Annotated in this window: 32 protein-coding genes; all 32 read right to left on the reverse strand. The window is 42.2% G+C overall.

Features of this window, described 5'->3' with window-relative positions; translation table 11 throughout:
* Position 1: 1 nt before the first annotated feature.
* Complete coding sequence (locus CLORY_RS01750) at positions 2-355, reverse strand: hypothetical protein (protein ID WP_024400890.1); 354 nt, start codon at positions 353-355, stop codon at positions 2-4.
* On the reverse strand, positions 352-783 hold the full coding sequence (locus CLORY_RS01755) for an HK97-gp10 family putative phage morphogenesis protein (protein ID WP_079421835.1): 432 nt from the start codon (positions 781-783) through the stop codon (positions 352-354). Before CLORY_RS01755 ends, CLORY_RS01750 begins: the two co-directional genes overlap by 4 nt.
* Entirely contained in the window at positions 776-1,111 is a 336-nt protein-coding gene (locus tag CLORY_RS01760; RefSeq protein WP_079421836.1) for a head-tail adaptor protein, read from the reverse strand. The genes CLORY_RS01755 and CLORY_RS01760 overlap by 8 nt, the downstream gene beginning before the upstream one ends.
* Before the next feature lie 3 nt (positions 1,112-1,114).
* On the reverse strand, positions 1,115-1,423 hold the full coding sequence (locus CLORY_RS01765) for a head-tail connector protein (protein ID WP_024400893.1): 309 nt from the start codon (positions 1,421-1,423) through the stop codon (positions 1,115-1,117).
* 17 nt (positions 1,424-1,440) lie between these two features.
* Entirely contained in the window at positions 1,441-1,659 is a 219-nt protein-coding gene (locus tag CLORY_RS01770; protein ID WP_079421837.1) for a Head fiber protein, read from the reverse strand.
* A gap of 15 nt (positions 1,660-1,674) precedes the next feature.
* Positions 1,675-2,874, reverse strand: coding sequence for a phage major capsid protein (locus CLORY_RS01775; protein ID WP_079421838.1), 1,200 nt, complete (start codon positions 2,872-2,874; stop codon positions 1,675-1,677).
* Positions 2,875-2,886: 12 nt separating this feature from the next.
* Complete coding sequence (locus tag CLORY_RS01780) at positions 2,887-3,567, reverse strand: head maturation protease, ClpP-related (protein ID WP_024400896.1); 681 nt, start codon at positions 3,565-3,567, stop codon at positions 2,887-2,889.
* Complete coding sequence (locus tag CLORY_RS01785; protein WP_024400897.1) at positions 3,564-4,820, reverse strand: phage portal protein; 1,257 nt, start codon at positions 4,818-4,820, stop codon at positions 3,564-3,566. The genes CLORY_RS01780 and CLORY_RS01785 overlap by 4 nt, the downstream gene beginning before the upstream one ends.
* A 72-nt stretch (positions 4,821-4,892) precedes the next feature.
* The gene (locus tag CLORY_RS01790) at positions 4,893-5,222 is read right to left on the reverse strand and encodes a hypothetical protein (RefSeq protein WP_021401040.1); all 330 of its coding nucleotides are present in this window, start codon (positions 5,220-5,222) and stop codon (positions 4,893-4,895) included.
* Positions 5,223-5,330: 108 nt separating this feature from the next.
* Entirely contained in the window at positions 5,331-6,929 is a 1,599-nt protein-coding gene (locus tag CLORY_RS01795) for a terminase large subunit (protein ID WP_032532182.1), read from the reverse strand.
* A 65-nt stretch (positions 6,930-6,994) separates the two neighbouring features.
* Positions 6,995-7,180 (reverse strand): DUF5049 domain-containing protein, encoded by a 186-nt coding sequence (locus CLORY_RS01800; protein ID WP_021401016.1) that lies wholly within the window; start codon positions 7,178-7,180, stop codon positions 6,995-6,997.
* The gene (locus CLORY_RS01805; protein WP_074441011.1) at positions 7,173-7,631 is read right to left on the reverse strand and encodes a gamma-glutamylcyclotransferase family protein; all 459 of its coding nucleotides are present in this window, start codon (positions 7,629-7,631) and stop codon (positions 7,173-7,175) included. The genes CLORY_RS01800 and CLORY_RS01805 overlap by 8 nt, the downstream gene beginning before the upstream one ends.
* A 38-nt stretch (positions 7,632-7,669) precedes the next feature.
* On the reverse strand, positions 7,670-8,569 hold the full coding sequence (locus CLORY_RS01810; RefSeq protein WP_012102990.1) for an amidoligase family protein: 900 nt from the start codon (positions 8,567-8,569) through the stop codon (positions 7,670-7,672).
* 145 nt (positions 8,570-8,714) lie between these two features.
* Positions 8,715-8,942, reverse strand: coding sequence for a DUF4314 domain-containing protein (locus CLORY_RS01815; protein WP_039652078.1), 228 nt, complete (start codon positions 8,940-8,942; stop codon positions 8,715-8,717).
* Positions 8,939-9,631, reverse strand: a complete 693-nt coding sequence (locus CLORY_RS01820; RefSeq protein ID WP_042679859.1) for a virulence protein — start codon at positions 9,629-9,631, stop codon at positions 8,939-8,941. Before CLORY_RS01820 ends, CLORY_RS01815 begins: the two co-directional genes overlap by 4 nt.
* 100 nt (positions 9,632-9,731) lie before the next feature.
* A complete protein-coding gene (locus tag CLORY_RS01825; protein ID WP_042679862.1) occupies positions 9,732-10,976 on the reverse strand; it encodes a site-specific DNA-methyltransferase in 1,245 nt (414 codons plus the stop codon).
* The gene (gene metK, locus CLORY_RS01830) at positions 10,966-12,132 is read right to left on the reverse strand and encodes a methionine adenosyltransferase (protein WP_139375941.1); all 1,167 of its coding nucleotides are present in this window, start codon (positions 12,130-12,132) and stop codon (positions 10,966-10,968) included. Before metK ends, CLORY_RS01825 begins: the two co-directional genes overlap by 11 nt.
* A 17-nt stretch (positions 12,133-12,149) precedes the next feature.
* Positions 12,150-12,701 (reverse strand): P27 family phage terminase small subunit, encoded by a 552-nt coding sequence (locus CLORY_RS01835; protein WP_079421840.1) that lies wholly within the window; start codon positions 12,699-12,701, stop codon positions 12,150-12,152.
* 112 nt (positions 12,702-12,813) lie between these two features.
* Positions 12,814-13,173: an HNH endonuclease gene (locus CLORY_RS01840; protein WP_042679870.1), complete on the reverse strand. Its 360-nt coding sequence runs from the start codon at positions 13,171-13,173 to the stop codon at positions 12,814-12,816.
* A gap of 120 nt (positions 13,174-13,293) precedes the next feature.
* Positions 13,294-13,752, reverse strand: coding sequence for an ArpU family phage packaging/lysis transcriptional regulator (locus tag CLORY_RS01845; protein ID WP_042679872.1), 459 nt, complete (start codon positions 13,750-13,752; stop codon positions 13,294-13,296).
* A 4-nt stretch (positions 13,753-13,756) separates the two neighbouring features.
* Positions 13,757-15,106, reverse strand: coding sequence for a DEAD/DEAH box helicase (locus CLORY_RS01850; RefSeq protein ID WP_042679875.1), 1,350 nt, complete (start codon positions 15,104-15,106; stop codon positions 13,757-13,759).
* Positions 15,087-15,368 (reverse strand): VRR-NUC domain-containing protein, encoded by a 282-nt coding sequence (locus CLORY_RS01855; protein WP_039652072.1) that lies wholly within the window; start codon positions 15,366-15,368, stop codon positions 15,087-15,089. The genes CLORY_RS01850 and CLORY_RS01855 overlap by 20 nt, the downstream gene beginning before the upstream one ends.
* Before the next feature lie 257 nt (positions 15,369-15,625).
* On the reverse strand, positions 15,626-17,971 hold the full coding sequence (locus tag CLORY_RS01860; protein WP_079421841.1) for a virulence-associated E family protein: 2,346 nt from the start codon (positions 17,969-17,971) through the stop codon (positions 15,626-15,628).
* Positions 17,968-18,387, reverse strand: a complete 420-nt coding sequence (locus CLORY_RS01865) for a DUF7768 domain-containing protein (protein WP_079421842.1) — start codon at positions 18,385-18,387, stop codon at positions 17,968-17,970. The genes CLORY_RS01860 and CLORY_RS01865 overlap by 4 nt, the downstream gene beginning before the upstream one ends.
* Before the next feature lie 2 nt (positions 18,388-18,389).
* Positions 18,390-19,181, reverse strand: coding sequence for a phage antirepressor (locus CLORY_RS01870; RefSeq protein WP_042679881.1), 792 nt, complete (start codon positions 19,179-19,181; stop codon positions 18,390-18,392).
* Between the two features lie 86 nt (positions 19,182-19,267).
* Positions 19,268-21,202, reverse strand: a complete 1,935-nt coding sequence (locus CLORY_RS01875) for a DNA polymerase (protein ID WP_042679883.1) — start codon at positions 21,200-21,202, stop codon at positions 19,268-19,270.
* A complete protein-coding gene (locus CLORY_RS01880) occupies positions 21,199-21,759 on the reverse strand; it encodes a DUF2815 family protein (protein ID WP_042679885.1) in 561 nt (186 codons plus the stop codon). The genes CLORY_RS01875 and CLORY_RS01880 overlap by 4 nt, the downstream gene beginning before the upstream one ends.
* A gap of 4 nt (positions 21,760-21,763) precedes the next feature.
* The gene (locus CLORY_RS01885) at positions 21,764-22,891 is read right to left on the reverse strand and encodes a DUF2800 domain-containing protein (protein ID WP_058085657.1); all 1,128 of its coding nucleotides are present in this window, start codon (positions 22,889-22,891) and stop codon (positions 21,764-21,766) included.
* Positions 22,888-23,205: a hypothetical protein gene (locus CLORY_RS01890; protein WP_058085658.1), complete on the reverse strand. Its 318-nt coding sequence runs from the start codon at positions 23,203-23,205 to the stop codon at positions 22,888-22,890. Before CLORY_RS01890 ends, CLORY_RS01885 begins: the two co-directional genes overlap by 4 nt.
* Positions 23,198-23,407 carry a hypothetical protein gene (locus CLORY_RS01895; protein ID WP_032507254.1) on the reverse strand — a complete coding sequence of 70 codons (210 nt, stop codon included), beginning with the start codon at positions 23,405-23,407 and terminating at the stop codon, positions 23,198-23,200. The genes CLORY_RS01890 and CLORY_RS01895 overlap by 8 nt, the downstream gene beginning before the upstream one ends.
* A gap of 117 nt (positions 23,408-23,524) precedes the next feature.
* The gene (locus CLORY_RS01900) at positions 23,525-24,118 is read right to left on the reverse strand and encodes an RNA polymerase sigma factor (protein WP_231307032.1); all 594 of its coding nucleotides are present in this window, start codon (positions 24,116-24,118) and stop codon (positions 23,525-23,527) included.
* Between the two features lie 70 nt (positions 24,119-24,188).
* A complete protein-coding gene (locus CLORY_RS23170) occupies positions 24,189-24,338 on the reverse strand; it encodes a hypothetical protein (protein ID WP_165475739.1) in 150 nt (49 codons plus the stop codon).
* Positions 24,339-24,529: the final 191 nt, after the last annotated feature.

Below are 24,529 nucleotides of genomic sequence, written 5' to 3' on the forward strand. Positions count from 1 at the left end.
TTTATTCCTCCTTTTCCAATTGAAATTCATATGGTTTAGCCACATCTATGGCATAATGATGATAATCGGTATCATCCTCATGTCCGATGTATCGACGATCCGTTATCGTAAAATCCGCACCTAGAAGAGTGCGGACAATTGCATTTTTTATAGCTGTATAACTACCTTTAACAAATAAGGAAAGTCTGGCTTCCTGTACTTCATATCCCGGTGTGTTATCCGCATGAACCTCAAACAAATCAATAAGAGGTGTAATCACAAGATAAGTATCAGGAGGAACACCAGAAAATCTTCCTGTTTCTACTGGGATACCGCACAAATCTGCTATGAGATTAAGCTCATTTAATATACTCATAAGTTTTCGACCTCCTGCTCAAACCTCTTCTTCATAGCGTCAATACATGCTTTTCTTGAAGCCCTTCTTGCAGGCTTTAAAAATGGTTTTGGTGGCTGACCTGATTTTCCATATTCGATAATATTGGCAATCTTAGCGTTACTTTCGCCATTTCTTCGTGGCTCCTTAAAACCTATCTTCACGTTGAAATTGCCATTTCGGTCCACTTTAGCAGGAGAGAGACCCAACGAACTAATAAGCTCACCTGTAGACCGACTTTTTTCTTTTGTTCCGCTACCAACTACAGCTTGCAAATTAGATCTAACCTTTTCCAAAACGATTTCTCCGCCTGACTCAAGTACCTTTGGGATGATTTCATCCGTCTTATCGCCAAGCTTTGAAAGCTTTAAAAGAAAATCCTCAGGCATTTTTACTTGTACCTTAGCCACTTGACCCCACCACCTTTTTTGCCAAGGCTTCAATATACATGCCCCGACCTTTTACATCTTCAACATTTGTAATCTCATAGCGGCCATCACTACACACAATCACCGTATTGGTAGACACCTCAACATCAGGTATCTTACGAAAGCAAAACAGAGCAGTCGCTTCAGAAAATACTGCTCGATTGGCCCATTTTTCATTACCATGACGTTCTTCTTTATAAGCACGAACAGAAGCAAGGATGGTGTCCTTAGATTTACCGAAGCCTTCACTGTCTTTCGTTCTTTCAACAGAAATGAGATCGATAAAGGTATTCATTTTTCCAAAACTCATACTCTACACCTTCCAATCCCGGTCAAGCCTGAGCAGTAAATTTACAGTGTTCCAAACCTGCTGGCCTGCCTGCACGTTATCAGCAAAAAAGCCGCCAGTGCTACCATCCCTACTTTCATAGAAGTGAGATGACAGCATAATGACGGCCTGCTCGGTAGTTGGCGGCATTGTGTTCTCATTATAATGACCTTCCGGTACATGCTGGTAACTCTCGGCATATGCGATAGCGGTGGTGATGTACATTTGAAGAAGTTCATCATCGCGATCGTGCTCAAGAATTAGATTTGCTTTAACTTTTTCTAAAAGTGTCATCACCATCACTATCCTTTCTAAGGTGTATCTCCATTCATGATTCCTGCAGTTTTCAGCTTACTGAGCAAGGCATTAAAGTCCGTCACTAGAGCTTCTACAGTTTCCGCAGTGCTTGCCGGTTGATTTTCAAGAACAGGGAGCCCAGTTACTTTGGCTCCCTCTTCAATGACAAGCTCTCCACCAATAACGGTTTTTTCTCCACCTTGTTCGGTGTAGTTCTTTGCGTTATAGCTCATAATTTGCACCTCCCATTAAGCCTTCTGCTGAAGAACTTTGATGGCTTCAGGTAGAATGAGCTTTCCATCTACACGCTGGCTTGCAAGGAAACCAACCTGCCCAGTAGTTGCAAAAAGCTCGTTTAAACGTTTGAAAGAACGCCCCTGTCTGTCAGCAATCCAATAGTATCCGAAATCACCGAAGGCAATCGTCTTTGCTCCGGCTTCAATAATAGGAGCATAAGCAGAAGTGTAAACCGGACGATTCAGCAACGTATCTGGAGTACCTGCTGTTAAAGAAGGCTGCCACAGATATTGACCTTGACCGTCTTTCAGTTTACGGATTGCTTTTACTGTTGCATCATTCATCAAGAATACTGCGTTCTTTCTGTAAGGAGCCTTTAGGGAATAAACAAGATCGATAATCTCATCTGCCGTAATGGCAGTTGCAGACCCGGCTGTCACTCCAAGCTGTGCACCACCAGTAGCGTTGAAAATTCCTGTAGGTTTCCCATCTGCATCTCCAACTAAAAAAGCTTCTTCTTCCTTAGCACCGATTCTACGGGCAAATTCAGTGGAGATATAATTCTCCAGATCAAATACACTGTCATTGAGAAGTTCATCAGAAACTTTAATCATTGTACCCAGCTTATAGGCACCGATAGATGTCTGGCCAAATACAGAATCGCTCTCATCAAACTCCTCACCTTCATCAAGCCAAGCCGCTGTACCCTTAGTCACAACAACAGGGATTTTGCGGTCACCGCTTGAAGTCTGAATAATTTTTGCCAGTTTACGGAATACATTCTCTTCCTCAAGGGTTTGAACTAAAGTACGCTCAAATTCATCAGGAACAAGATATCCTCCCTCTGAATCAGTGCCTACAGACAAAGCATTTAGCACATCATGACGAGGAGTTTTGCTACGCATTACGTTCCAGAATGCCTTTCTGTACTCATCACTGGCTTTTCCGGTCTTTGTATCCATCCCCGGAATAGCTGGTTTTTCGGTAAGAGGTGTGTTTACAGGCTTATTAAGCTCTGCTTCAAGAGCTTCTTGGCGCTCCAGTCTTGCAATTTCCTTACCCAGATTAATAATGTCTGCTTCCATTTTGTCGTAGGTTGCGGCATCCTCTGCGGACACAAGTCCATCACTACCACGCTTTGAATCAAGAAATGCCTTTGCTGCTTCCCATGCTTTTGCGCGCTTTTCACGCAGTTCAAGAATTTTACTCATTTTCATTTCCTCCTAATATTTCAATAAATTAAGCCGCTCATAAAGCGACTCGGCTGACTGTTTTACAACTGGTTTTTGAAGCTTATTCATTAGTGAATTAGTCACTGCTCTTCTGCTGAAGACAAAGCTATCTTGTAGTGCACTCTCTCCTGGTTTGAACATAATGTCATCTGCAAAGCCAAGCTCGACTGCCTTATTGGCATTTAGCCAAGTTTCAGCATCCATCAGTTGAGATAACCTTGTTCTAGACAAATCGGTTTTAAGTTCATAAGCGTTGATGATACTTTCCTTAACTTCATCCAGCATCTGCATTGCCTTTTGCATCTCCTCGCTATCGCCAATGGCTATGGTGAAAGGATTATGGATCATCATCAGTGATGTTGGAGACATTAAAACTTCCGTACCTGCCATGGCAATGACTGAGGCGGCTGATGCTGCAATGCCATCAATCTTTATGGTGACATTGCCTTTATAATCCATCAGCATGTTGTAAATCTGTGATGCCGCGATACAATCACCACCAGGTGAATTAATCCAAACTACTATGTCACCCTCGCCACTCATTAGCTCTGCTTTAAAAGCAGCAGGGGTAATATCATCATCAAACCAACTCTCCTCAGCAATTGCACCGTTTAGATAGAGGGTCCGTGTCTGTATATCTTCATCACGCACCCAATTCCAAAATTTCTTCATTCATTTTTTCCCTCCAATCCTTCTCTATTTGCGAATATGCCCGCATCCGCAAGCTTGGTCATATTGCCATTGATCAGATATAAGTCCCCGCCAAGCTCAGGTGGGATTCGGTCAAGGTTTTCTAGCTCTCGGATATCATTGGCACTCATCCAACCATTTTGTCTCGCGGTTGCATAACCGTTCATCCGAGAGACATAATCACCTCGAAGCAGTCCATCCACATTAAACTTGGCAAAATAGAGCTTCTTTTCATCTGGTCTTAAAAGTGCTCGGCTGATGGCCTGCTCCCAACGTATCACCCAAGGGTCCAAAGTGTATTTCACAAACTCCAGTGACTGTTGCTCAATATTAGAAAAGCTCGATTTTTCCAAGTCCCCAACCATATGTGGAGGTACGCGGAAAATCCGAGCGATTTCATTAATCTGAAACTTTCTTGTCTCTAAAAACTGAGCTTGTTCTGGTGAGATACCAATAGGCTGATACTTCATCCCTTCCTCAAGCACTGCCACACGATGGGAGTTGCTGCTTCCTTGATAGGCCGCATTCCAGCTATCTCGCACTTTTTGTGGGTCTTTAATCGTTCCAGGATGCTCAAGTACACCTCCCGGAGCTGCTCCATTTGCAAAAAACTTAGCTCCATATTCCTCACAGGCTATGGCCATACCAATGGCATTCTTGGCCATTGCAATCGGAGAATACCCTACTAGTCCATCAAATCCTAAGCCAGGAATATGAAGCACATCGCTTGGCCTTAGTGTGACCGTCATTCCATTCATCGTAGGTGCTTCATCGGAATATCTGGTATAGGTATAATAAAGAGCACCACTGGAATCGCGGTCCACCGACATTCGATTTGGCATTAACGGATACAGTGCTATGACTTCACCTTTTCCATTTCGAATAATCTGTGCATAGGCATTGCCCCATAATAAAAGATGAGTCATCAACGTCTCCCGAAAAACGAAGGAACTCATCTCTGGGTTAGGTTCATCATGTAATACAAAATACAGCGGATGAGAAAGAGCCTTTTCCTTACCGCCGCTTGCATTGTATTTATATAGGTGGAGGGGTAACCCTGCCACAGCCTCTGCAAGTATTCTTACGCATGAATAGACCGCTGTCATTTGCATTGCTGTATGTTCGTTTACAGGCTTACCGCTGGTTGTTCCACCAAAAAAGAAGCTATAATTGCTTCCTGTGGTTCGATCCTTCGGTTTATCACGCGCCTTAAATAGCTTTGAAAAGAGGCCCATATACATCACTCTCCTTAAAATTGGGCATGAAAAAAGCACCTCGCGTTTGAGATGCCTTTCCTAAAATCATTATTATAACTTTAGATATTCTTCTGCATCTGATCCATTGTTTCCGAGATGCTTAACACCTTTAATGGTTCCATTTGCAACATTGTCATATAACCATCTTCCAAGTAGTGTTGGAGGAGTATCTATTAAATCTCTTAGAAAGAACTTCTGTCCAGAAGGTAAAGAATCTATTTTCTTTACCATTCTTTTATAAAGATCTGCGTAAGTACTTTTTCCCCGCAATGCTCTAACTTTACATAACTCAGCGATATTGGGATAACCTTCAGATGCTGCCTCAGCAATTAATTGTTCTTTTTCAGTATCACTTATCGTAAATTGTACCCTGTAACTCATTTTCAACCTCCTTTTACTGACTTGTGTTCAGACTTCTGTTCATAAATCTATAATATCGGAGATTGTTTTGTTTTACAAGTAAAAACGTTATAATAATAAATTTGCAGATTAAAGAATCAATAAACCTCTTCCATCATAAACAGAGTTACCTGTTCCACCTTTGCGGATCGCTCGGTCAAGAGCCATAATGGTAGCGACAGCTCCATCTATTCTCTCAGTTGACTTTTCTTTATCTGGTTTAATATTACCGGCAGGATCTGTTCGGATAAAGATGTTATCCATCATCCATCGGAGCACCGGATGACCACCATGCGCCAGTTTCTCTTCCAAGGTAAGCTTCATAAGCTCCTTCGTTGGCGGACTCATATCTTTAAAACCTTGACCGAAAGGAACTACTGTAAACCCAAGGTTCTCTAAGTTTTGTGTCATCTGCACAGCTCCCCACCGGTCAAAGGCAATTTCTCGAATGTTGTACTTTAAGCCCAGCTCTTCGATAAAGTTTTCGATGTATCCATAATGCACCACGTTTCCTTCAGTGGTGTGTAAGAACCCCTGCTTCTCCCAAACATCATAAGGAACATGATCACGCTTTACCCTTTGGTCCAGATTATCTTCCGGTATCCAGAAGTAGGGAAGAACGATGTATTTATCTCCTTCATACTCAGGCGGGAAGATAAGTACGAACGCTGTAATATCTGTAGTAGATGATAAGTCCAAACCACCGAAGCATTCTCTTCCTACAAGGTTTTCTGGATTTACAGCAAATGAACATTTATCCCACTTCTCCATAGGCATCCAGCGCACCGACTGTTTTACCCATTGATTCAAACGAAGCTGCCTGAATAGGTTCTCTTCGGCTGGGTTTTGCTTTGCGCTTTCACAAGCAATCTGTATCTTTTCAATGTCCACTGTAATACCCAGAGAGGGGTTGGCTTTCGCCCATACCTTTGGATCTGTCCAGTCATCATCTTCGTCAGCACCGTAAATGACAGGATAGAATGTAGGGTCAACCTTTCGCCCTTCCAGGATATCTTTGGCCTTTTGATGCACCTCGTAGCAAATGGAATGGGTATCATTCCCAGCAGTTGTGATTAAGAAATACAGTGGTTGTTTTCTGGCATCACCGGAACCATGAGTCATGACATCGAATAGTTGGCGGTTAGGCTGAGCATGAAGTTCATCGAAAACTACGCCATGAACATTTAGGCCATGCTTAGTATAAGCTTCTGCAGACAAAACCTGATAAAAGCTACCAAGGGGTTTATAAACAAGTCGTTTTTGCGATAGTACCGGTTTAATCCTCGCTTTCAGAGCTGGACATTGTTCTACCATATCCACTGCTACATCAAAAACAATGGAAGCTTGCTGTCTGTCAGATGCACATCCGTATACTTCACCGCCATGCTCAAAATCACCACAGGTAAGCAGTAACGCAACCGCTGCTGCAAGTTCAGATTTCCCTTGCTTTTTAGCGATTTCGATATATGCCGTATTAAATTGACGGTAACCATTAGGCTTTATAATCCCAAACACATCGCGGATAATCTGTTCCTGCCAGTCTATAAGTTCAAATGGTTGCCCATACCATTCTCCCTTCGTATGTTTTAAGCAATTAATAAAAGACACCGCAATGTCTGCAGCGTCCTTATCATATACCGAACCATCTGCCTTAAAGATGGTCGGCTTATATTTTTTTAGTTTACGTATGGCCGCCACCTCCTTATGGCTACGAAAAAAGGAACCCCGCAGAGTTCCTTCAAAATTTGTTTAGGTTATTCTGTTTTCGCTTCCCCTGTCAAAATGAAATGGACATATTCTCCTTTGTTCTTTTCAAGGTAATCTACTAGCTCCGTATAACCTGCTCTTAAAGCAATACTTGTCACAACCGGAAGATCAAACATATTCGTTTCACCTGTTTCTCGAATGGCAAGTATTTGTTGCATAATTATCTCATTCATTGGCTACCTCCTCCGATTCTACTGAATCGGTTGTCGCTTTGCGCAGGATTTCCACATCGAAGCCTGCACTCTTATAGCCTTCTAAAATTGTACTGTAATAATAACAGCTCGGCTGTCCAAGCGGCCTCCCATCATTCATGATGTATACCATCGCCTTAACGGTTTTACCCCCCAACTTCACTTTTATTGTTTCCTTGCGATAAAGGAACGGCCATCCCTCGTAACGGTCAAGTGCCGCTTCATCGACAGGTGTGATTTCCCACACTAAAACGGGTACGTTGCCACCCTTAAAAGGCTCGATAGTCGCCACAGCGCCTGCGTGTGCCCCTCTAAATAATAAACGGTGGTCATTGATTTGACTTGCTCCTACCACCTTCGCTGTGGGGCATCTGTTGGCCATTTGTTTCAGGTTAAGGTTGGAGCCATAGGCAAGATATAATTTTTTATTCATTGTAATCCTCCTTCTTAGCTTTGTGGGTTAGGGGCAGCTCAGGCCGCCCGAAACCGCCATGCAGCTGAACCCGAAAGTGCTGCGGTCAAATGCTCTCTGCAGTTTGCAAATTCATCACCAATGAAACCAATCCGGTTTAGGTAGGTTCTCATGGCAAATTTCTCGTTCTCCACCTGTGGCTTCTTTGCTGATGCACACTTTTGTGTTAAGGCTTGATGGTTGATGGCAAGCGCTAGAACAATGTAGCTTCTCATCTTTCCAGCATGAAGCTCGCTGTTAAAACCTCTAAGTTCAACTGTATGGTTTCCGGTAAAAAAGCTGTGAAGGTTGAGGAAATGGTAGCGGCTGTTGTGGTAATGAGTGCTTCTACTCTCGCTGTAACCCTCGTACCAAATGTCCTCAATTTGTCTCATGGTTTTAGGCTTTTTGTGGTTCATCTTCTCAACCAAAATGCTGTCCATCTTTTTGCAGTAGCGCATTCGCTCCGGTGCAATCTGTAGTGCTTTATAAAATAAGTCATTTTTACTTGCAATGATATTTATAAAGTTTCGAATACTTCTTGGGGTATGTTCAGCACCGTCTAGATGAATGTGAATGCCGCAAGATGTATTTGTAAAGGCTCCAGCTTTGCGAAGCTTTCTTACTATCTCCTGCAAAGTTTCAATGTCCTCCCGGTAAGTTAGGATTGGGCTAACTAGCTCAACGCTATAATCTCTACCTGCAGCTACTTTTCTTCTACCTTCTTTTCTTTGACAGTGAATGCTCCCATCATACATAAATCTCCAAACTCTACCATCTGGAGTTTTTACCTTCTTAGTGTCGTAGTAAGTCCCGCCTTCACTATAAGTGCCTTGCAAAAACTCTGCAGCAACTCTGGCTGCCCTTTCCCTTGTAATCCCTGTAAATTCAATCTCGATTCCGAATTTTGCACTTAACATCGTACCTCACTCCTTTTAAAGTGTGTTTATCCTTTTGGCATGTACATATATCACTCTAAAAGGGTTAAATAGCAAGACAATTATTCGATATAAGGAGCATAATTTACACAGTTTTTCTTTACTTTTTCAGGATAAAACGTGTGCTTTATTCTTCAATCCTTCTGCAGGAATCCTCGCCATATACAATACCTAATGAGCTTCCAGAGTCCCAATTCACATGGATGGTTCCAATATCATCTACACTAATGACAGTTCCTCTCGTCCCAGGTTCCAGTTTGGTATAGGGATCATTCATCTTTACTAAAACCACTCGTGTTCCAGGCCTATAGATACTTCTGAGTTGTTCTAAGACATTAGGGTTAATGGTTTTCAAATTCCATCTACCTCCTCCTGCTTAGCAACTACACTTTTAAATGCAGAACTTCCGTTCAGTTTGGAAAGGAGTATCTTTCTTGCGGCCTTGTATTCTTCACCGATAAATCCTAACCTTAACAGAAAACAACGAAAGGCATACTTTTCATTATCCACTTCCTTAGCTGTGGCAGTGATTCTCTTCTGTTTTTTTGCCATATCACAAAGGGCTGTAATGAAATGCGTGTAAGCTTTAACTTTCTCAGCATCTTCATCAAAGGAAAACCAAGGGAATCGTAGAGTTTCCTCTGTTTGCTCAATAGGTAATTCCTCTACTCCAAGTGCTTTTTTAATGAGATCTCCTTTGCTTTCCAGAATCTTTTCCAAGTTACTTAAGGCAATGTCGGTGAAGTTTTCCTTAGGTATTTCAATTACCAACAAATCTGTATTATCTGTAAGCCCCTGTTCCAGGCCTTCTGGTTTCACATAAGTAAATCCTCGACTATTAAGTTCATCAAGCAGTTTGACCGCTTTTTCGCCCACAACACCCTCATCAAAAATAAGAGCACCTTCCTTATCCACTTCAAATCTGCCTATTTGATAAATAAATGTTGGTGCGCCTTTGTATTCAGGCTTTTCACCTAGTACTTCTCCAATCGCAGTAACGAGGGCCTTTCTCTCACCACCAGTACGATTAAATTCAATTTTCATCCTACATACCACCTTTCTTATTTGGTAGTACCATATATCACTCTAACGCTACACAATAGCAAGTTATTTCTGTGCAAAAATGAATTTAAAACTTGCTCTATCAATCTAATTCATCAGAAGATGTGGCTGCCACATTAAATGGAATCTTCTCTTTTTCTCGAATGACATATACCTCTTTATCTGTTCCAACCTGCTCGATGTAACGCTTCACAATAACATCGCAGTACTTTTCATCCAGCTCGATGGTATAGCAAATTCTATCGGTCTGTTCACAGGCAATCAGCGTCGAGCCAGAACCTCCAAAAGGATCAAGTACGATACTATTAGTAAGGCTAGAATTCATAATGGGGTAGGCAATTAAAGCAATGGGCTTCATAGTCGGATGATCTGCATTCTTTTTCGGCTTATCAAATTCCCAAATGGTTGATTGCTTACGGTCTGAATACCAGAGATGCTTCCCCTTCTTTTTCCAACCGAATAGCACCGGTTCATGCTGCCACTGATAAGGGGATCTTCCAAGAACCAATGACTGTTTCTTCCAAATACAAGTACCGGAAAGATAAAAGCCTGCGTCAACAAAGGCTTTTCTAAAATTAAGTCCTTCTGTATCAGCATGGAAAACATATATACTTCCATCTGATGCCAATACCGATTCGATATTCTTAAAGGCATCTAATAAAAATTGATAAAATGCGTCATTGGCCATATTATCATTTTTGATTTTCCCAGCGGTTCCTTCATAGTTGACATTGTATGGGGGATCAGTTACCACCAGATTGGCGACCTTTCCTTCCATTAAAATGTTATATGTTTCTTTTTTTGTGCTGTCTCCACATACCAGTCTGTGCTTACCAAGTATCCATACATCTCCTAAACGCGAAACAGCTGGCTTATTCAGCTCGCTGTCCACATCAAAATCATCTTCTTTTATTTTTTCTTTCATCGTATCCTTGAAAAGATCATCTAGTTCTCCGGGGTCAAAGCCTGTCAGCGATACATCAAAGTCTGCAGCATTTAAGTCTGTAATGAGAAGTGCTAGTTTCTCCCTATCCCAATCTCCATTTATTTTGTTCAATGCAATATTGAGGGCTTTTTCCTTTTCCTCATTCATCTCAACAACTACGCAATCCACTTCTTCCATACCCATGTTCAGTAGGATTTTCAACCGCTGATGGCCACCAACTACTCTGCCTGTGGTTCTATTCCAAATAACTGGTTCAACATAGCCAAACTCCTCAAGTGAGCGTTTTAACTTTTCGTACTCTGGATCACCCGGTTTTAAATCCTTTCTAGGATTATAATCAGCAGGGATCAGCAGTTTCGTCTTAATTTTCTCAATCTGCATATTTTTCCACCGCCTCTTTTAGTTCACTATATTTATTAACATCCTCCCAAGGGAAGAGGCAACTGTTAAAGTGACCATAGACTGCTGTATCAGAGTAATGAATGTTTCTAAGTCGCAACTTTTCTATAATTGCTGCAGGCCTCAAATTAAATACTTCTTGAGCAGCAATGGTTAGAACTTCATCAGAAACTGTTCCTGTTCCAAAAGTATTTATAGAAAAAGCTACAGGATTTGCCTTGCCAATGGCATAGGAAATAGCCACTTCACATTTCTCTGCCAAATCACACCACACAATATGTTTAGCAATATACCTAGCCATGTAAGCTCCGCTTCGGTCAACTTTGGTCGGATCTTTCCCACAAAGTGCTCCGCCACCATGTGATGCAAGTCCACCATAAGTATCCACCATGATCTTTCTTCCAGTTAAACCTGTATCTGCAGCAGGTCCTCCTAATACAAACTGTCCAGATGGATTAATAAGAATTTCTGTTTCATCATCAAAAGAGAAATCCTCAAAACACTGCCATAACACATTATTTAGAATATCTGATTTTAACTCTTCCTGAGTTTTATTCTTTTCATGCTGAACTGACACTACAATGGTCTTAACTCTCACTGGAACATCATCATTATACTCAATGGTCACCTGTGCTTTTCCATCGGGAAGGATACCTTTAATAAGTTTACCTTTCCTTGCCTCATCTAGTCTCTTTACAATTCGATGAGATAAGACAAGGGGAAGGGGAAGCATTTCTCTGGTTTCTTTTGTGGCATAACCATACATAGTACCTTGATCACCAGCGCCGATGGAACCATATTGTTCGTTTATACCATTTCGTGCTTCTAGTGCAGTATTCACACCAGCTGCAATATCAGAACTCTGATTGTGTACATATACATAAATTAAAAATTTCAAATGGTTATAACCTAGTTCTTTTAGCACATTCTTAACAATGCTTCTGATATCAATTTTCTCGCTGCAGGAGATCTCGCCCGCCACGATAATTTTCCCTTTAGTAGCCATAACCTCACACGCTACGCGTGACGCTTTATCTCTTCTAAAGCATTCATCCAAAATATTATCAGCAATAATATCGCACAGTTTATCAGGATGTCCTGCACATACACTTTCTGCTGTTAAATATCTCTTACTCATCTCACATCTCCTTATTATTATTTACCTCTACGGGCAGTCAACAGTCGTTCCATCACATCATCCTGTGGATTTGTACCGGAATACTCTGTCGCACAGTTTTCACGAACAATCTGATATATTTCCATCCAGAGTCTGTTGGTTTGACTCATAAAATTATGGCTCATGGAAACGTATGGACTTTGGATAGCGTTGCCAGTAGTTGGATGCTTAGCAAGAAAACCAAACTCACTTATTGCTTCCTCACACTGTATCCACCTAGCAGCACTCATGGCATATCTTTCTAATAGCTGTGGTAGAACTAGATGTGCACACCCTCGCTCCTCAAGCCATTTCCACGTAAGCTCATAAATTTCGCTAGCTACTAAGGTTTTACCATCCTTTTGTACTGCTGAAAGCATAGCCCTTGGCTGTGGCATCTCCTGCCCTTGAAGTTCTGCGGTATTTTTAAATTCAATAACTTCCAGTTTTCTTTTTCCGGGATTTCCCTGAGCAATTTTATCTATAAGTGCTTTCTTTTTCTGACCAGATCCAATACGGGCACCACCTCGATTTGTACCATCTTTGGCCATTAACTCACCTCATTTCTTATTAAGGGGGTATTACCCCGTTTGAAACTGCGCCTTTTTGCACGAAGCCCCACGCCCGTTGTCCACTTAAAAGGCTGTAGAGATTCGACTCCCCCTACCGGGATGGCCAACGGTCTCCATCTCTTGCTGTGATGGCAGAGTGACAAGGAGTACAAAGAGCCATCAAGTTACTTTCATCGTGTGTTCCCCCTCGCGACAAAGGAAGGATGTGATGCACTTCAGCAGCCGGTGTCAGCTTTCCCTGCCTTTTGCACTCTTCACACAGAGGATGGGCTGTGATGTAACCGTCACGTATTCTTTTCCACGCACGACCATAACGCTTCCTCGTCTCTGGATCGCGCTGATATTTTTCATATCGTGAAGCTTCCTTTTTGGCATGCTCCGGACAAAAGCGTTCATCTGTCAGCTCAGGACAACCAGGAGAAGAGCATGGTCGTTTAGGTTTCCTTGGCATTTCGCACCTCCATTTGGGTATAGAAAAAGCCCCCGCGGTTTTTCCACGAAGGCTCTCTACAGTTTTTCACAATACCATTGTATAACCGATTTCTAATAAAATCGTCCACGATATTACTCATTACTTTCCATAGAGCAGTAGCGCTAGATGCTGAAGCGCCCGATTCTTCTTGTTGTATGCAGAGGAACGTTCAATGTTAAAGCGGTCACAAATGTTATACACTGCATCTATCTGCTTTTGTTCATCATCCAAATAGAACTCCTTTAACACATACTGTTCATCCTCCGTTAAGGCATCCCACGCCGGTTGAAACCAGTCCATGTATTCTAGTGCTTGACGATAGCGTTCTTTCAATACATCAATTTCATTGATGCAGGCAATGAGCCTTTTCTCTCCTGCTTTTGGATCATGGGTCGATGGCATGCCATTTAGAACTGGAGAAGCAGTGGAACTCATTTCTTCGTTGAGAGTAGCAATGTCCTCATCAGTATGTTCTATGATGTACTTCATGCTGCTGTAATCTTTTAAGGCATTAATTGCCGCTGCTCTTTTATCTAAATACTGCCAGACAATGTTCATCGTATCAGACCTCCTTTAGTGTTGCTTTTACCGCATCTATCAGTGCGGATTGGGTATTGTCTTTATCTTTTAAAGCTTTCATTACACGCTCATCAATGGTGCCTTTGGCAATCAGGTGATGGATCACTACCGTTTCATTTTGTCCTTGACGCCAAAGACGGGCATTGGTTTGCTGGTAAAGCTCCAAGCTCCAAGTCAGGCCAAACCATACAAGAGTTGAACCTCCAGCTTGCAAGTTCAGTCCATGGCCTGCTGATGCTGGATGGATGACTGCAATGGGGATTTCTCCATCATTCCACCTTTTAATAGAATCGCTAGTGGATAATACCTCAACTTCAAAGCGCTTTTGTATTCGAGATAAATCATGCTTAAACCAATAAGCAATTAGAACTGGTTTGCCATTAGCGGCTTCGATTAAGTCTTCCAGTGCATCCAGCTTACGGTCATGTATATGAATAACTACACCTTGATCATCATAGACTGCTCCGTTTGCCATCTGCAGGAGCTTTCCTGAAAGAGCTGCTGCATTAGCAGCAGTAATATCCTCACCTTTCACCGTTGTAATTAAATCCCGCTTCATAGTGTCGATAGTTTTCATTTCTTTTTCAGAAAGCTTCACTGGCACTTCGTTTATAACCAACTCCGGCAACTTCAGGTAGTCTGTCCCTTTCATGCTAATAGTGATGTCAGATATGAGCCTATAAATAGCTTCTTCTGCTCCCGGTTTTGGTTTGTAGGAGAAGATCACTTGCTGATTGCGTTTATCTGGTACGAAAAAGTCCTCTCGATATCTGCCAATAAACCTGCCCAATCGCTGTCCCATATCCAGCAGGCGATACTCAGCCCATAAATCCATCAGTCCATTGGATGATGGCGTTCCGGTAAGCCCTACGATCCTTTTAATCTTTGGCCTGACTTTAAGTAGGCTTTTAAACCGTTTCGCTTGATGGGATTTGAAGGATGACAGCTCATCGATTACTACCATGTCAAAATCAAAGGGTATGGCACTTCTAGAAATTAGCCATTCGACATTTTCTCGATTGATGATGTATACCTGAGCTCTTTTCATAAGGGCTGTTTTCCTCTGTACCTCAGAGCCAACTGCTACGGTGTATTTAAGACCTTTTAGGTGATCCCACTTTTCAAGCTCTGCAGGCCATGTATCTCTGGCTACTCGAAGAGGTGCAATGACCAGAACCTTACGAACAAGAAAACTATCCAGTGTTAAATCAAAGATGGCAGTTAAGGTAATGACACTCTTACCTAATCCCATATCTAAAAGCACTGCTGCTATGGGATGGGTGAGGATATACTCAGTGGCATAAACCTGATATTCATGAGGCTTGTATTTCATGAAGTATCCCTCCAATCTGTTCTATGTGATCCAGGCAGAATACCAAAAATCCAAGTGATTCTAACTGTCTTTTTCGCTTTTCCTGTAGAGGCCTTAAGGTTTTACCTGGAGCTTTTACCTCCACAAAAGCTATTTTTTTATCCGGCAAAAGAATCAATCTGTCTGGCATTCCATCAAAACCTGGTGATGCAATCTTCAGTGCAATGCCGCCTATATCTTTTACTGCTTTTACCAGTTGTTGTTCAATCCATTTTTCTCTCATATAGCCTCCATGTTCCCTAAATCCAAAAAGTCTCTATACGCGCGTATATACGCGTCTGCAGGTAATTTCTTCTTTTTGTCTTTAGGATTATTTTTAATAATTATTTTTGGAACAATGGAACATAAGTTATAAAGTAGCCTACTTTACAAGGGGCTGCCGCCTGTTCCGATGAGGTGTACCAAAAGACCGTTTTTGTTTCACCGGAACAGGTGAAATCTGTTCCCGAGAAAAAATTGTTCCATGTGTTCCAAACTAAATTATGTTTTGGGAACATAAACCCATTGTGGTCCATAAAGCGGGATACGTTCTTTTTTCACGAGTCCAGTCCAGCCTCCGATACTTGCCATAATTGCAGATATCTCATTGCCATCCATTCTTCGGAGATTGGCTCGATCTTTGCCAAAGCACTCACACCAGATTTCCATATTAGAAACCGATTTTCGTTTCCAAACACCAACCCTTTGGCTTTCACCAAACTCAGTCCCGTTGATATAGGCTCGACGTTCATATAGATCCATGGTGTCCCAATCCTCAGGTAAAAGCATATCAAGGTACTCTCTAACCAAACCTTCTCGCTCATCGGACTCCATAGCTTCTCGCTGTTCTTCTTTTGCAAGCTTTTCAAGGCTAGCATCAAGGTACAATTTCTCTCCAGCCTTTACATAGGTAAGAGCCTCAGCCCATATCTGCAGAATTTCATCCTGCTTTAGCTGCCAAGATTTTTTTGTACCATTTCCCGGAGTCTTTACTGGCCAGAAGCGACGGTTTCCTGTGGTGTCCCGCAAATAGCCTTTCTCAGCATTGGTGGTTCCGAAAAAGATACATTGTCTTAAGTGCGGAGTAGCTCTCCTGCCAAAGCTGGCACGATAAATGTCATTTTGGCGAGACAAGAAACTTCGAAGTGTTTCGACTTCAGCTTTTTTAAGTCCGGCTAGTTCTCCAATTTCTAAAATCCAGTAACCTTGAAGTTTTTCTGCGGCGGTCTTATCCTTGGTATCCGATAAGTTCAAGCTATCTGAAAACCAGTCTCCACCCAACTTGGCTATGAGAGTGCTTTTTCCAACTCCCTGCGGGCCATTAAGAACCAACATGGAATCGAATTTGATACCAGGAGTTAGCACACGAGAGATAGCTGCACATAAAGTTTTTCTTGTTACAGCCCGAACATAAGAGATATCTGATGCACCTAGATAATCGATGAGCAGGGTATCTACTCGCGGTACCTTATCCCATTCAGGGAGTGCATCAATAAACTCACGAATAGGATGATAAGATCGGTCGTCAGCTACCTTTGCTACGGCCACATCATAGTTTCTTGCAGAGAAGGTTCCGTAGTGGGTGTCAATGTAGCTGATTAGCTGGGCATCATCTGCATCTCTCCAGAACTTAGATGGATGTGGCCAAGGAACATCACCTTTAATTTCGAGACTGTCTGATAGCTGATTAAACACAATGCCTTTCAGATTTGGATCATTTTCAAGTATTAAAATCAAGTTTCTAAGGGTATTTTTAACTGATCCTGTCTTGTCAAGCTCCAGCTGCTTTTCCCAATCTTCATCAATAAACTCTTTTTCAGCCTGAGCCTTTCGTTCTTCTGCAAACTGCTCTTTTACCCGTTCATCCTCTAAAGTTAAATCAGTCATAGCTTTAAACGAAGGTAGTTTGCTAGGTGATGTATTTTCTGCCGCCTTTTCATCTAAGTCGCGAAACTTATGCACTCGGACCAGATCAAAAGCGTTTAGCAGCATTCCACATGCTGGATCTGTGGCATGATGGCTATAAGCAAATTTACCGTCATAGATTACCAAGCCCGCAGAAGAATCTGCAGGGATATAATCAAACCTACCATTCATAGCACTTGACTCATATACATCCGTCAAGAATGTATTAATAGCTTCTTCAATGGTATAAGCTCTGCAAAATGCCCCGACAACGCCCTCTTTACTTAAAGGGTCTGCTTGCTTTGTGATTTTCCTTTGTACAACCTCTGATTGTCTTGTGGATACAGGCCACATGGATGTATCCCGCCAATCTGCATATTTGGAAAGATAAACATCAGGATCTAAAAGCTCTCCATCCTTTTCTTTAAAGACAAATTCTCCATCAGACGGTGTGGATGGCCAATACATTAACCTAGATGGCTCATAAGTGGTATCATCGAATAAATCAATCCCAATCTCCTTTGCAACCATCCGGCCAAGAGCTGGGTATTCATCCTCTGTTACTTCTCTTTTAATTGGAATGATAAGTCTTAATCGCGGTGCATCTGGTGTATGTTTATGGGTTGAATAGATGCAGCATTTGAAATCATGTAATGCTTCAATTTGATCCCAAATCCTCGGTTTGGCATAATCCATATCTAATGTCAGAAGGGAGCGGGAGAGGACATAACCATTTCTGCGCTTTCCTTCACGAAGAGCTCCTCCCACAAATCCACCGACGTCTTTTATTGAGTCCTGCTGAGCGCGACTCATTTTTCGGAATTCAGATACTGTTTCTGTTGTTCGTATAGTAGATTTAACTCGGGAGATGAAGTCCTCCCATGTGATGTCTTTGTTCTTCCACTTTTTATCCATTCGGCTGTTACCAACCGCTATCTTCATATCTTCTGCACCTCCCTGCAGTTTTCGGTAAAATACCGAATAGGAATACTATGCTTCGATGCTTTATCTATTTCTGCTTGCATTCCTTTTGAGATGTTGCGACCAAATACCCACAGTTCCTCGCACTTTCTAAGCCAAACCATTCCAAAGAATAGTCCTAGTTTTCTTTGTTCTGGATCGCTATCATCTAGAACTTGAGGGTATAGCAGATGAGGAGCAAAAGGAATAGTTCCTTGCTCAACTGCAAACTTCAGATATTTTCTGGCCTTCTTCAGATTTTTTTCTGTATCCCCAGCAAAAGGTGAACAAATAAAGACACAAGGTTTGTAGCATTTTACTTTTTCTTCACGCATGACATTTTCCAAGGCTTCTGCTGCAGTTGGATCTGGATAGCTATCGGCGTTATATCTATCCATAACTACATCCCCTCGAATTCAGACTCTTGTTCAATCAGTGGTAAAATGCCATGATCCTTTAGAAGCTCATAAATAAACAAGCGTCCTTTCTGAGTCCAATAGGTATGAACCTTTGAATGTATCGTTCCATCCTTTCCAGGGTACGTATGGGTTTTTGTTGTTGTATATCCATGTTGGGCATACTTTTGATATAAGAGCCAGATTTTCCCTTGACGGAACTGAACGCCAAGATCATGTAGATATTCATTGAACCAGCGACCAGACTTTCCATAATCCTTGGCGATTGTTGTGATAGACACCGCATCCTTGCAATTAAGCACCACATCGTAATAACTGGCTTTTGGTTTCATTTCTGCAATCTGCTGTTCCTGAATACTAATCGTAGTTGTTAGCTCGGCATTTTTGGCTCTTGCAGCTTTAAGTTCCTGCAATGCTTTAATTAAAAAGTCTGGATTAGCAAGCAACTCATCTGTAGCATAAAGTCCATGCCTTCTGATTGAAGGAAGAACCTCATGAGTTACCCAGCGCTTGAACTTTTTAGCCCCTGGCTTGTCAGAGCGAAGAATTAAATTGTATAGTCCACTTTCATTGATACATGTCATTTCCTGCGGACCACCAGGGGTGTCCACTCTTACCGGCTCCCTTTCATCGGCATCTAATCTTTCTGCCGCATCTCGATATTTTGAGATACCGAGTACAGCACAGACATCCTTAAGTACCCACCAAGGACTACCTTCCTTTAAAATTGTTCTGACATTGTTGCCCTCGTAGTTGAAAATAGTTAATTTGTTCATATCGAACCTCCAGCATATAGTTGTAGAGCGATAAAACATGCCCTCAGCTATAAGCAAAAAAAGAGGAGGCTTCGAACCCCCTCAAATTAATCTTTTTTATAAAAATCACATTCAAACCCATCAGCACGAAGCAAAAGCCCCTGAGCCCAAGGTGGTGTCTGTCCCATAAGAGCACATATATCTGGAACAGATACTTCTAAAGGAACCTCTAAAACTACCTCATCATGGACATGCATTACAATATCAAAACCTTTTTCATTAAGCTTTCTCATGGCATAGCAAAGAAGATCTCTTGAAATGGCCTGCACGATGTTCTCAACAAACTTCGGACCATAGCTTTCAATACGCTCCCACTTCTTTGTGGCACCAACGCCTTCATACGTCACTGTTTCACTGCCGAATCTGTTAATCCCCATCCTTGGTTTGACATAGGTAAGCTGTCTCCCGGATGGCAGCCATATCAACAGCATTCCACTACGATATTCAAATCGGATACGATGAGTTTCTGTTCTGGATCTTTCTTTTACAGCTTTTTTAACTGCTCTATCGACATCCCACCAAAGCCTAACAATGTTTGGATTCGCATTTCTCCACGCATATACCAGTGGCTTTAACTCTTCTTCGGTAAGACCCATATCAAGTGCTCCCATTGCTTTTAACGCACCAACCGATCCACCATAACCCAAGGCCAACTCCGCAATTTTTCCTTTTTGTCTGAGTGGACTACCTTTTGTGACTTCTTCCAAGGGGACCCTAAACATCTGGGAAGCGGATGCTTCGTAAATCTTGCCATGGGTAGCGAATACCTCATTTCTCCATGTCTCGCCTGCGAGCCAGGCAATCACTCTAGCTTCAATTGCACTAAAATCAGCAACAATAAACTTATATCCTTTCTTTGGAACAAAGGCAGTACGGATTAACTCGGACAAAACTCCTGGAACAGAATCGTACAATAATTCCAAGGCCTCAAAATGACCACCTCTAACTAACCTTCGCGCCTGCTCCAGATCCGGCAAATGGTTCTGCGGAAGATTTTGAACTTGTATAAGCCTCCCTGCAAATCTGCCGGTTCGATTGGCACCATAAAACTGCAATAGACCACGTGCTCTTTCATCTGCACATACTGCATTTTCCATAGCGGTGTATTTCTTTACACTGGACTTGGCTAGTAGTTGCCTCAATTCCAGCACTTCACTCAGGTGATCTGGAGCTTCCTTTAATAGTGCCTTAACTGACGCCTTATCAAGACTATCCGTTTCCAGACCACTTTCCGATAGCCAGGTTTTCATCTGGGTCACTGAGTTTGGATTTTCAAGTTTAGTAAGCTCTTTTAGTCGGCTTGTGAATTCCTCTCGGGTTTGTTCATCACACTGGATAGCCTGCCTTACCAATTCTAAATCCAATTGAATACCTCGATCATTAATCTGCTGGTCTAGAATATAGTTCTGCCACTCCTCTTCTGGCATAGGGAACTTATGAAGCTTTGCCTGTATGGAAAGTTCAGCTTCAACATCTCGAAGGTTATATGCTTTGAAACTCTCCCACTTTTCTAAAGCATGCTCCGGTAGATTGCGAGTTCGGCCTCCATTAGACTGAGTCGCTTTGCAGGGAACTGAGAAATATCTTATGAGTTCCTTACCCTCAGTCAGCTTTTTCTTATCAGCTCCTGTTACAAGAGCCGCTCCTTCTAGCGATAGAGGAAGTCCTAGGTAGGCAGACCACACCATCGTACAACGCCATGAAGCAGGCTCAAGCCAGACACCAAAATGACGAGACAAGCAGATTCGTTCAAATTGAGCATTAAATGCCCACTTTATAATCTGGCTATCTAGAACTGCATTCTGGATTTCTTGTGGGATCTTTTCGCCACATGCTAAATCAACTACCTGTACAGGACCACCATCCACACTGTAGCCCAAAAGTAGGATTTGAAAATCCGGTGCTTCAGCGTAACGATAGACCCCGCTTTTGGCGATGTCTACGCTACTATATGTTTCTATATCTATGCTGAGGGTTCTCATGATAAAAAGTCGTCATCCACGTCAGTGGCAAAGTCATCAGCTGCATTGGTTCTACCGCCTAAAGGCTCACCATCGCGGATTTTTTGAATGTTTCCAAGGCCACACGCTATACCCTTATTTCCATTGGAGTTAAAGGCGTAGAAGTTGATACTCACTCTTGCATAGACACCGGAGTACACTTCTGAACGATCAAGGATTGGATTGACGTTTCTGTCTACAATTTGTGGAGCAGTATTGCTGTTGGCATTGATAAAATAGCTGTTGGCATAAGCCTCATCATCCGGACGATCAATGTCGCCATCACGCAGAGGGAGCTTGAGAACTGCTTTATTGGGAATCTTCCCACCGAATTTACCTTTACCTTCCTCTATGGCGGCATTCACTGCTTCGTTGATAGCGCTTAAGGTTTTAGTATCACTCTTAGGGATAATCAGGCTCACACTGTATTTTTCAGTACCGCCATTGATAGATTTAGGTTCCCAGACATTGGCATAAGAGAGTCGTACAACTCCTGTGATTACTTTCGTTGGGTTCGTTCTTTTTACTGTTTTTGACATAGTATTATACCTCCATAAAATCATTTTTTGCTGATGATGTGTTCATTTCAGGACGCTTGTCTGAAACTGGTACTAGCGTCGGTTTGCCTGGTGGCTTCATAATTAGTCCACCAAGGACTTCATTAAATTTTGTCTTGCCCATCAATTTCTCCATTTCAGTAATAGTGATGAGACTTTGCTTGTATATGTCGCGATAACCTGCATTCTTTGCCGCTTCTGCGACCGCTTCTTCATCTTTGTATTTACGGTTGGAACGGCCTTCGACTACTTTAAAGCCGGGCCACTTCTTTCCATGATTAACTGCTGCATCTGTCGCATAGGCTATAATCTCATTTGTCCATCTGGTGAGATCACCGATAGAAGATAGAATCTCAGCAATTTCTTCATCTGATAAAAGTGGCGGTAGCGCAAACTCAAATGTAGCCAGTTTCATTTTCGCTTCTGCTCTTGCTCGACATTTCACTGCAGCCCGACAAAATTGACACCACTCTCCGGGGCAATAGTTTCCGTCACCAGCGAAGGCCAGTTCAGCTTTAGGTTTCAAAACTTCTTCAGCCCATCGATACAAGCTTTCTTTTGAGACTGTGGACGTGCTGATATTTTCACGACGAGGTTGATAAATTGTCATTGAAACCATCTCGATGTCATAAATACCATCAAAGAGATCCAGTGCACCAAGGGCATATAGTTTCATTTGAGGATTGTCCTCTGCGCTGACTAAGACACCCTGACCATACTTAAAATCAATAATGTGAAGAGTTCCATCAGCTATAATTACACAATCCCCGGTCCCAAAGCCATCAGGAACATACTTTGAAAAATCAAGCCGCTGTTCTATCAAGATTAAGGGGTCACTACATGTCTGCTTGGCTTGCTCAATCACTTCAAGCACATACTCTACATATCCATCGGTGTAATTATCCATCTCATCTGAGTCATATGGAGAAACCGGCTTTTTTGATCTCATCTTAAGCGCTTTGCGGAGCTTGTGCTCACTTAACGCATGGGCAGCTGTGCCTTCAGCCGCAGCTTCACCGCTGTTGTCGTCAAACTCCAGCTCCAACCTCGCTGATGGTGTGCAGTTTAACCACCTATGGGCTCCAGATGCAGAGAGAATTGCATGTTTACTCATTTCAATCCCTCCGCATCGGCAAGAAGTGCAGCATACTTGCTTGGATCAATCTGGCTGAGTTTTGATGCACCATACTTTTCTAGAAGTGCTCTTACTTCAGCTGTAAATCCGTCATGGCTTTTTTCCGCAAGTACCGCCCTTACTTCTTCTAAGGTGAGCTGCTTTTCTTCAGATTGTTTTTCAGGCTTTGGTTGCTCTGGCTTTGTAATCTCATGAGGCCCATTACTTGCTATTGCATCAGCTACAGCCTGAACACTATCTGCCAGAGCTCTAAGATCTGACACCACATCGAGAAGGAGCTTAATCTTACTCATGACCCACACCTCCTTCCTTGATTTCCTTTATTTCTACCGTCTCAACTGAGTCACCGGGAGTAATTACAAGCAGACTGACTTTCTTTCCAAATAGGAAATCAAGCATTCTCGCTCGGATTGTCTTCCGACTGCTTTGAATTACTGAGCTTCTTTCGCCACCGGGCCTTGCCACATTGATTGTGACTTTGTGTTTAAGGTTCATATTCCATCTCCTTTCTGGGGGCGATTTATCTGCCCCTCACCGATAAGCGAAAAAGAGAGTTCTTTCGAACCCCCTTTTCAGAAAAGATTTTTTTATAAAGGGTTCTTGCGAACCCAATTAGGATAGAATTTTTCTAAGTCTTTCTTGAAGCTTCTTAAGGCGACCACGAATAGCCGCTTCTGTAACACCTTCTTCTGTTGCAATATCAGTGTTGGATCGTTTTTCAAGGTATACTTTTTTGAAGAGTTCTTTTTGTTGTGGTAAAAGACACTCCATTGCCTTGGTTAACTTGTCCAGCATATCTTGATGTTCAGCCTCATCTTCTGCTTGTATAATTAGCTGTTCTGGATTCGCAGTATCATCTGCAAGATACTTATTGCGGTCATTTGCCGCTTCCTCTTCGCCATCATGATAAGCATCCAGATGTGTTGTCACTCGATAATCGTACCGGCGCTGCTCGTCCACTTCGTCATCATCCATAGTATGTAAAAGCTCGATATCAGCTTCGGTGACTCCATCTTCACCTGGGGTAATCACAATCTTTGTTCCTTCAGCAGTGTAATAAATGTAGTTAGTTCTCTTCTTTTTACTTGTTTTGTACGCTCTTTTCATAATTTGACTCCTTTGGTTTTCAAAATTTGGCTTTGAAAAATCCGCAGGAGCCGGTTTTCTTTTATCCGCAGAGCAGAAAAAAAGACGGGCAGGAAACACTTTCAAAGTGTTCATCCTGTCCGTCTAGCGGCTCTGCGGATTATTTCGTATAATTGCTTGATCACAATTCTTAAATTGCCTCAGAGTTAATAACTTTCATGGTGCCATCTTCCATGAACTGAATAACTGTCTTAAACCCTCTCTGAACAATTTCAACTATTTTATTTGAAGCATCTGCTCGACAAACTGTCTTACCATTACCATTCTTAATCACTTCCATGCCCTCACCTCCGTTTCACTTAATAAAGATAATTTGTTTTTATTCGCGCAGTATATTGATGCGTTCGCAAATATAAAATTGAAATTTGCGAAAATACGTGATATAATTGTAAAAAGTTGTGTACATTACAGATGGACTGTACAGTGTCAACTTCCTTTGAAACAATTGTAGTAAAAATAAAAAAACCATCT

Source organism: Clostridium oryzae, from assembly GCF_002029235.1.
Lineage (GTDB): Bacteria > Bacillota > Clostridia > Clostridiales > Clostridiaceae > Clostridium_AE > Clostridium_AE oryzae.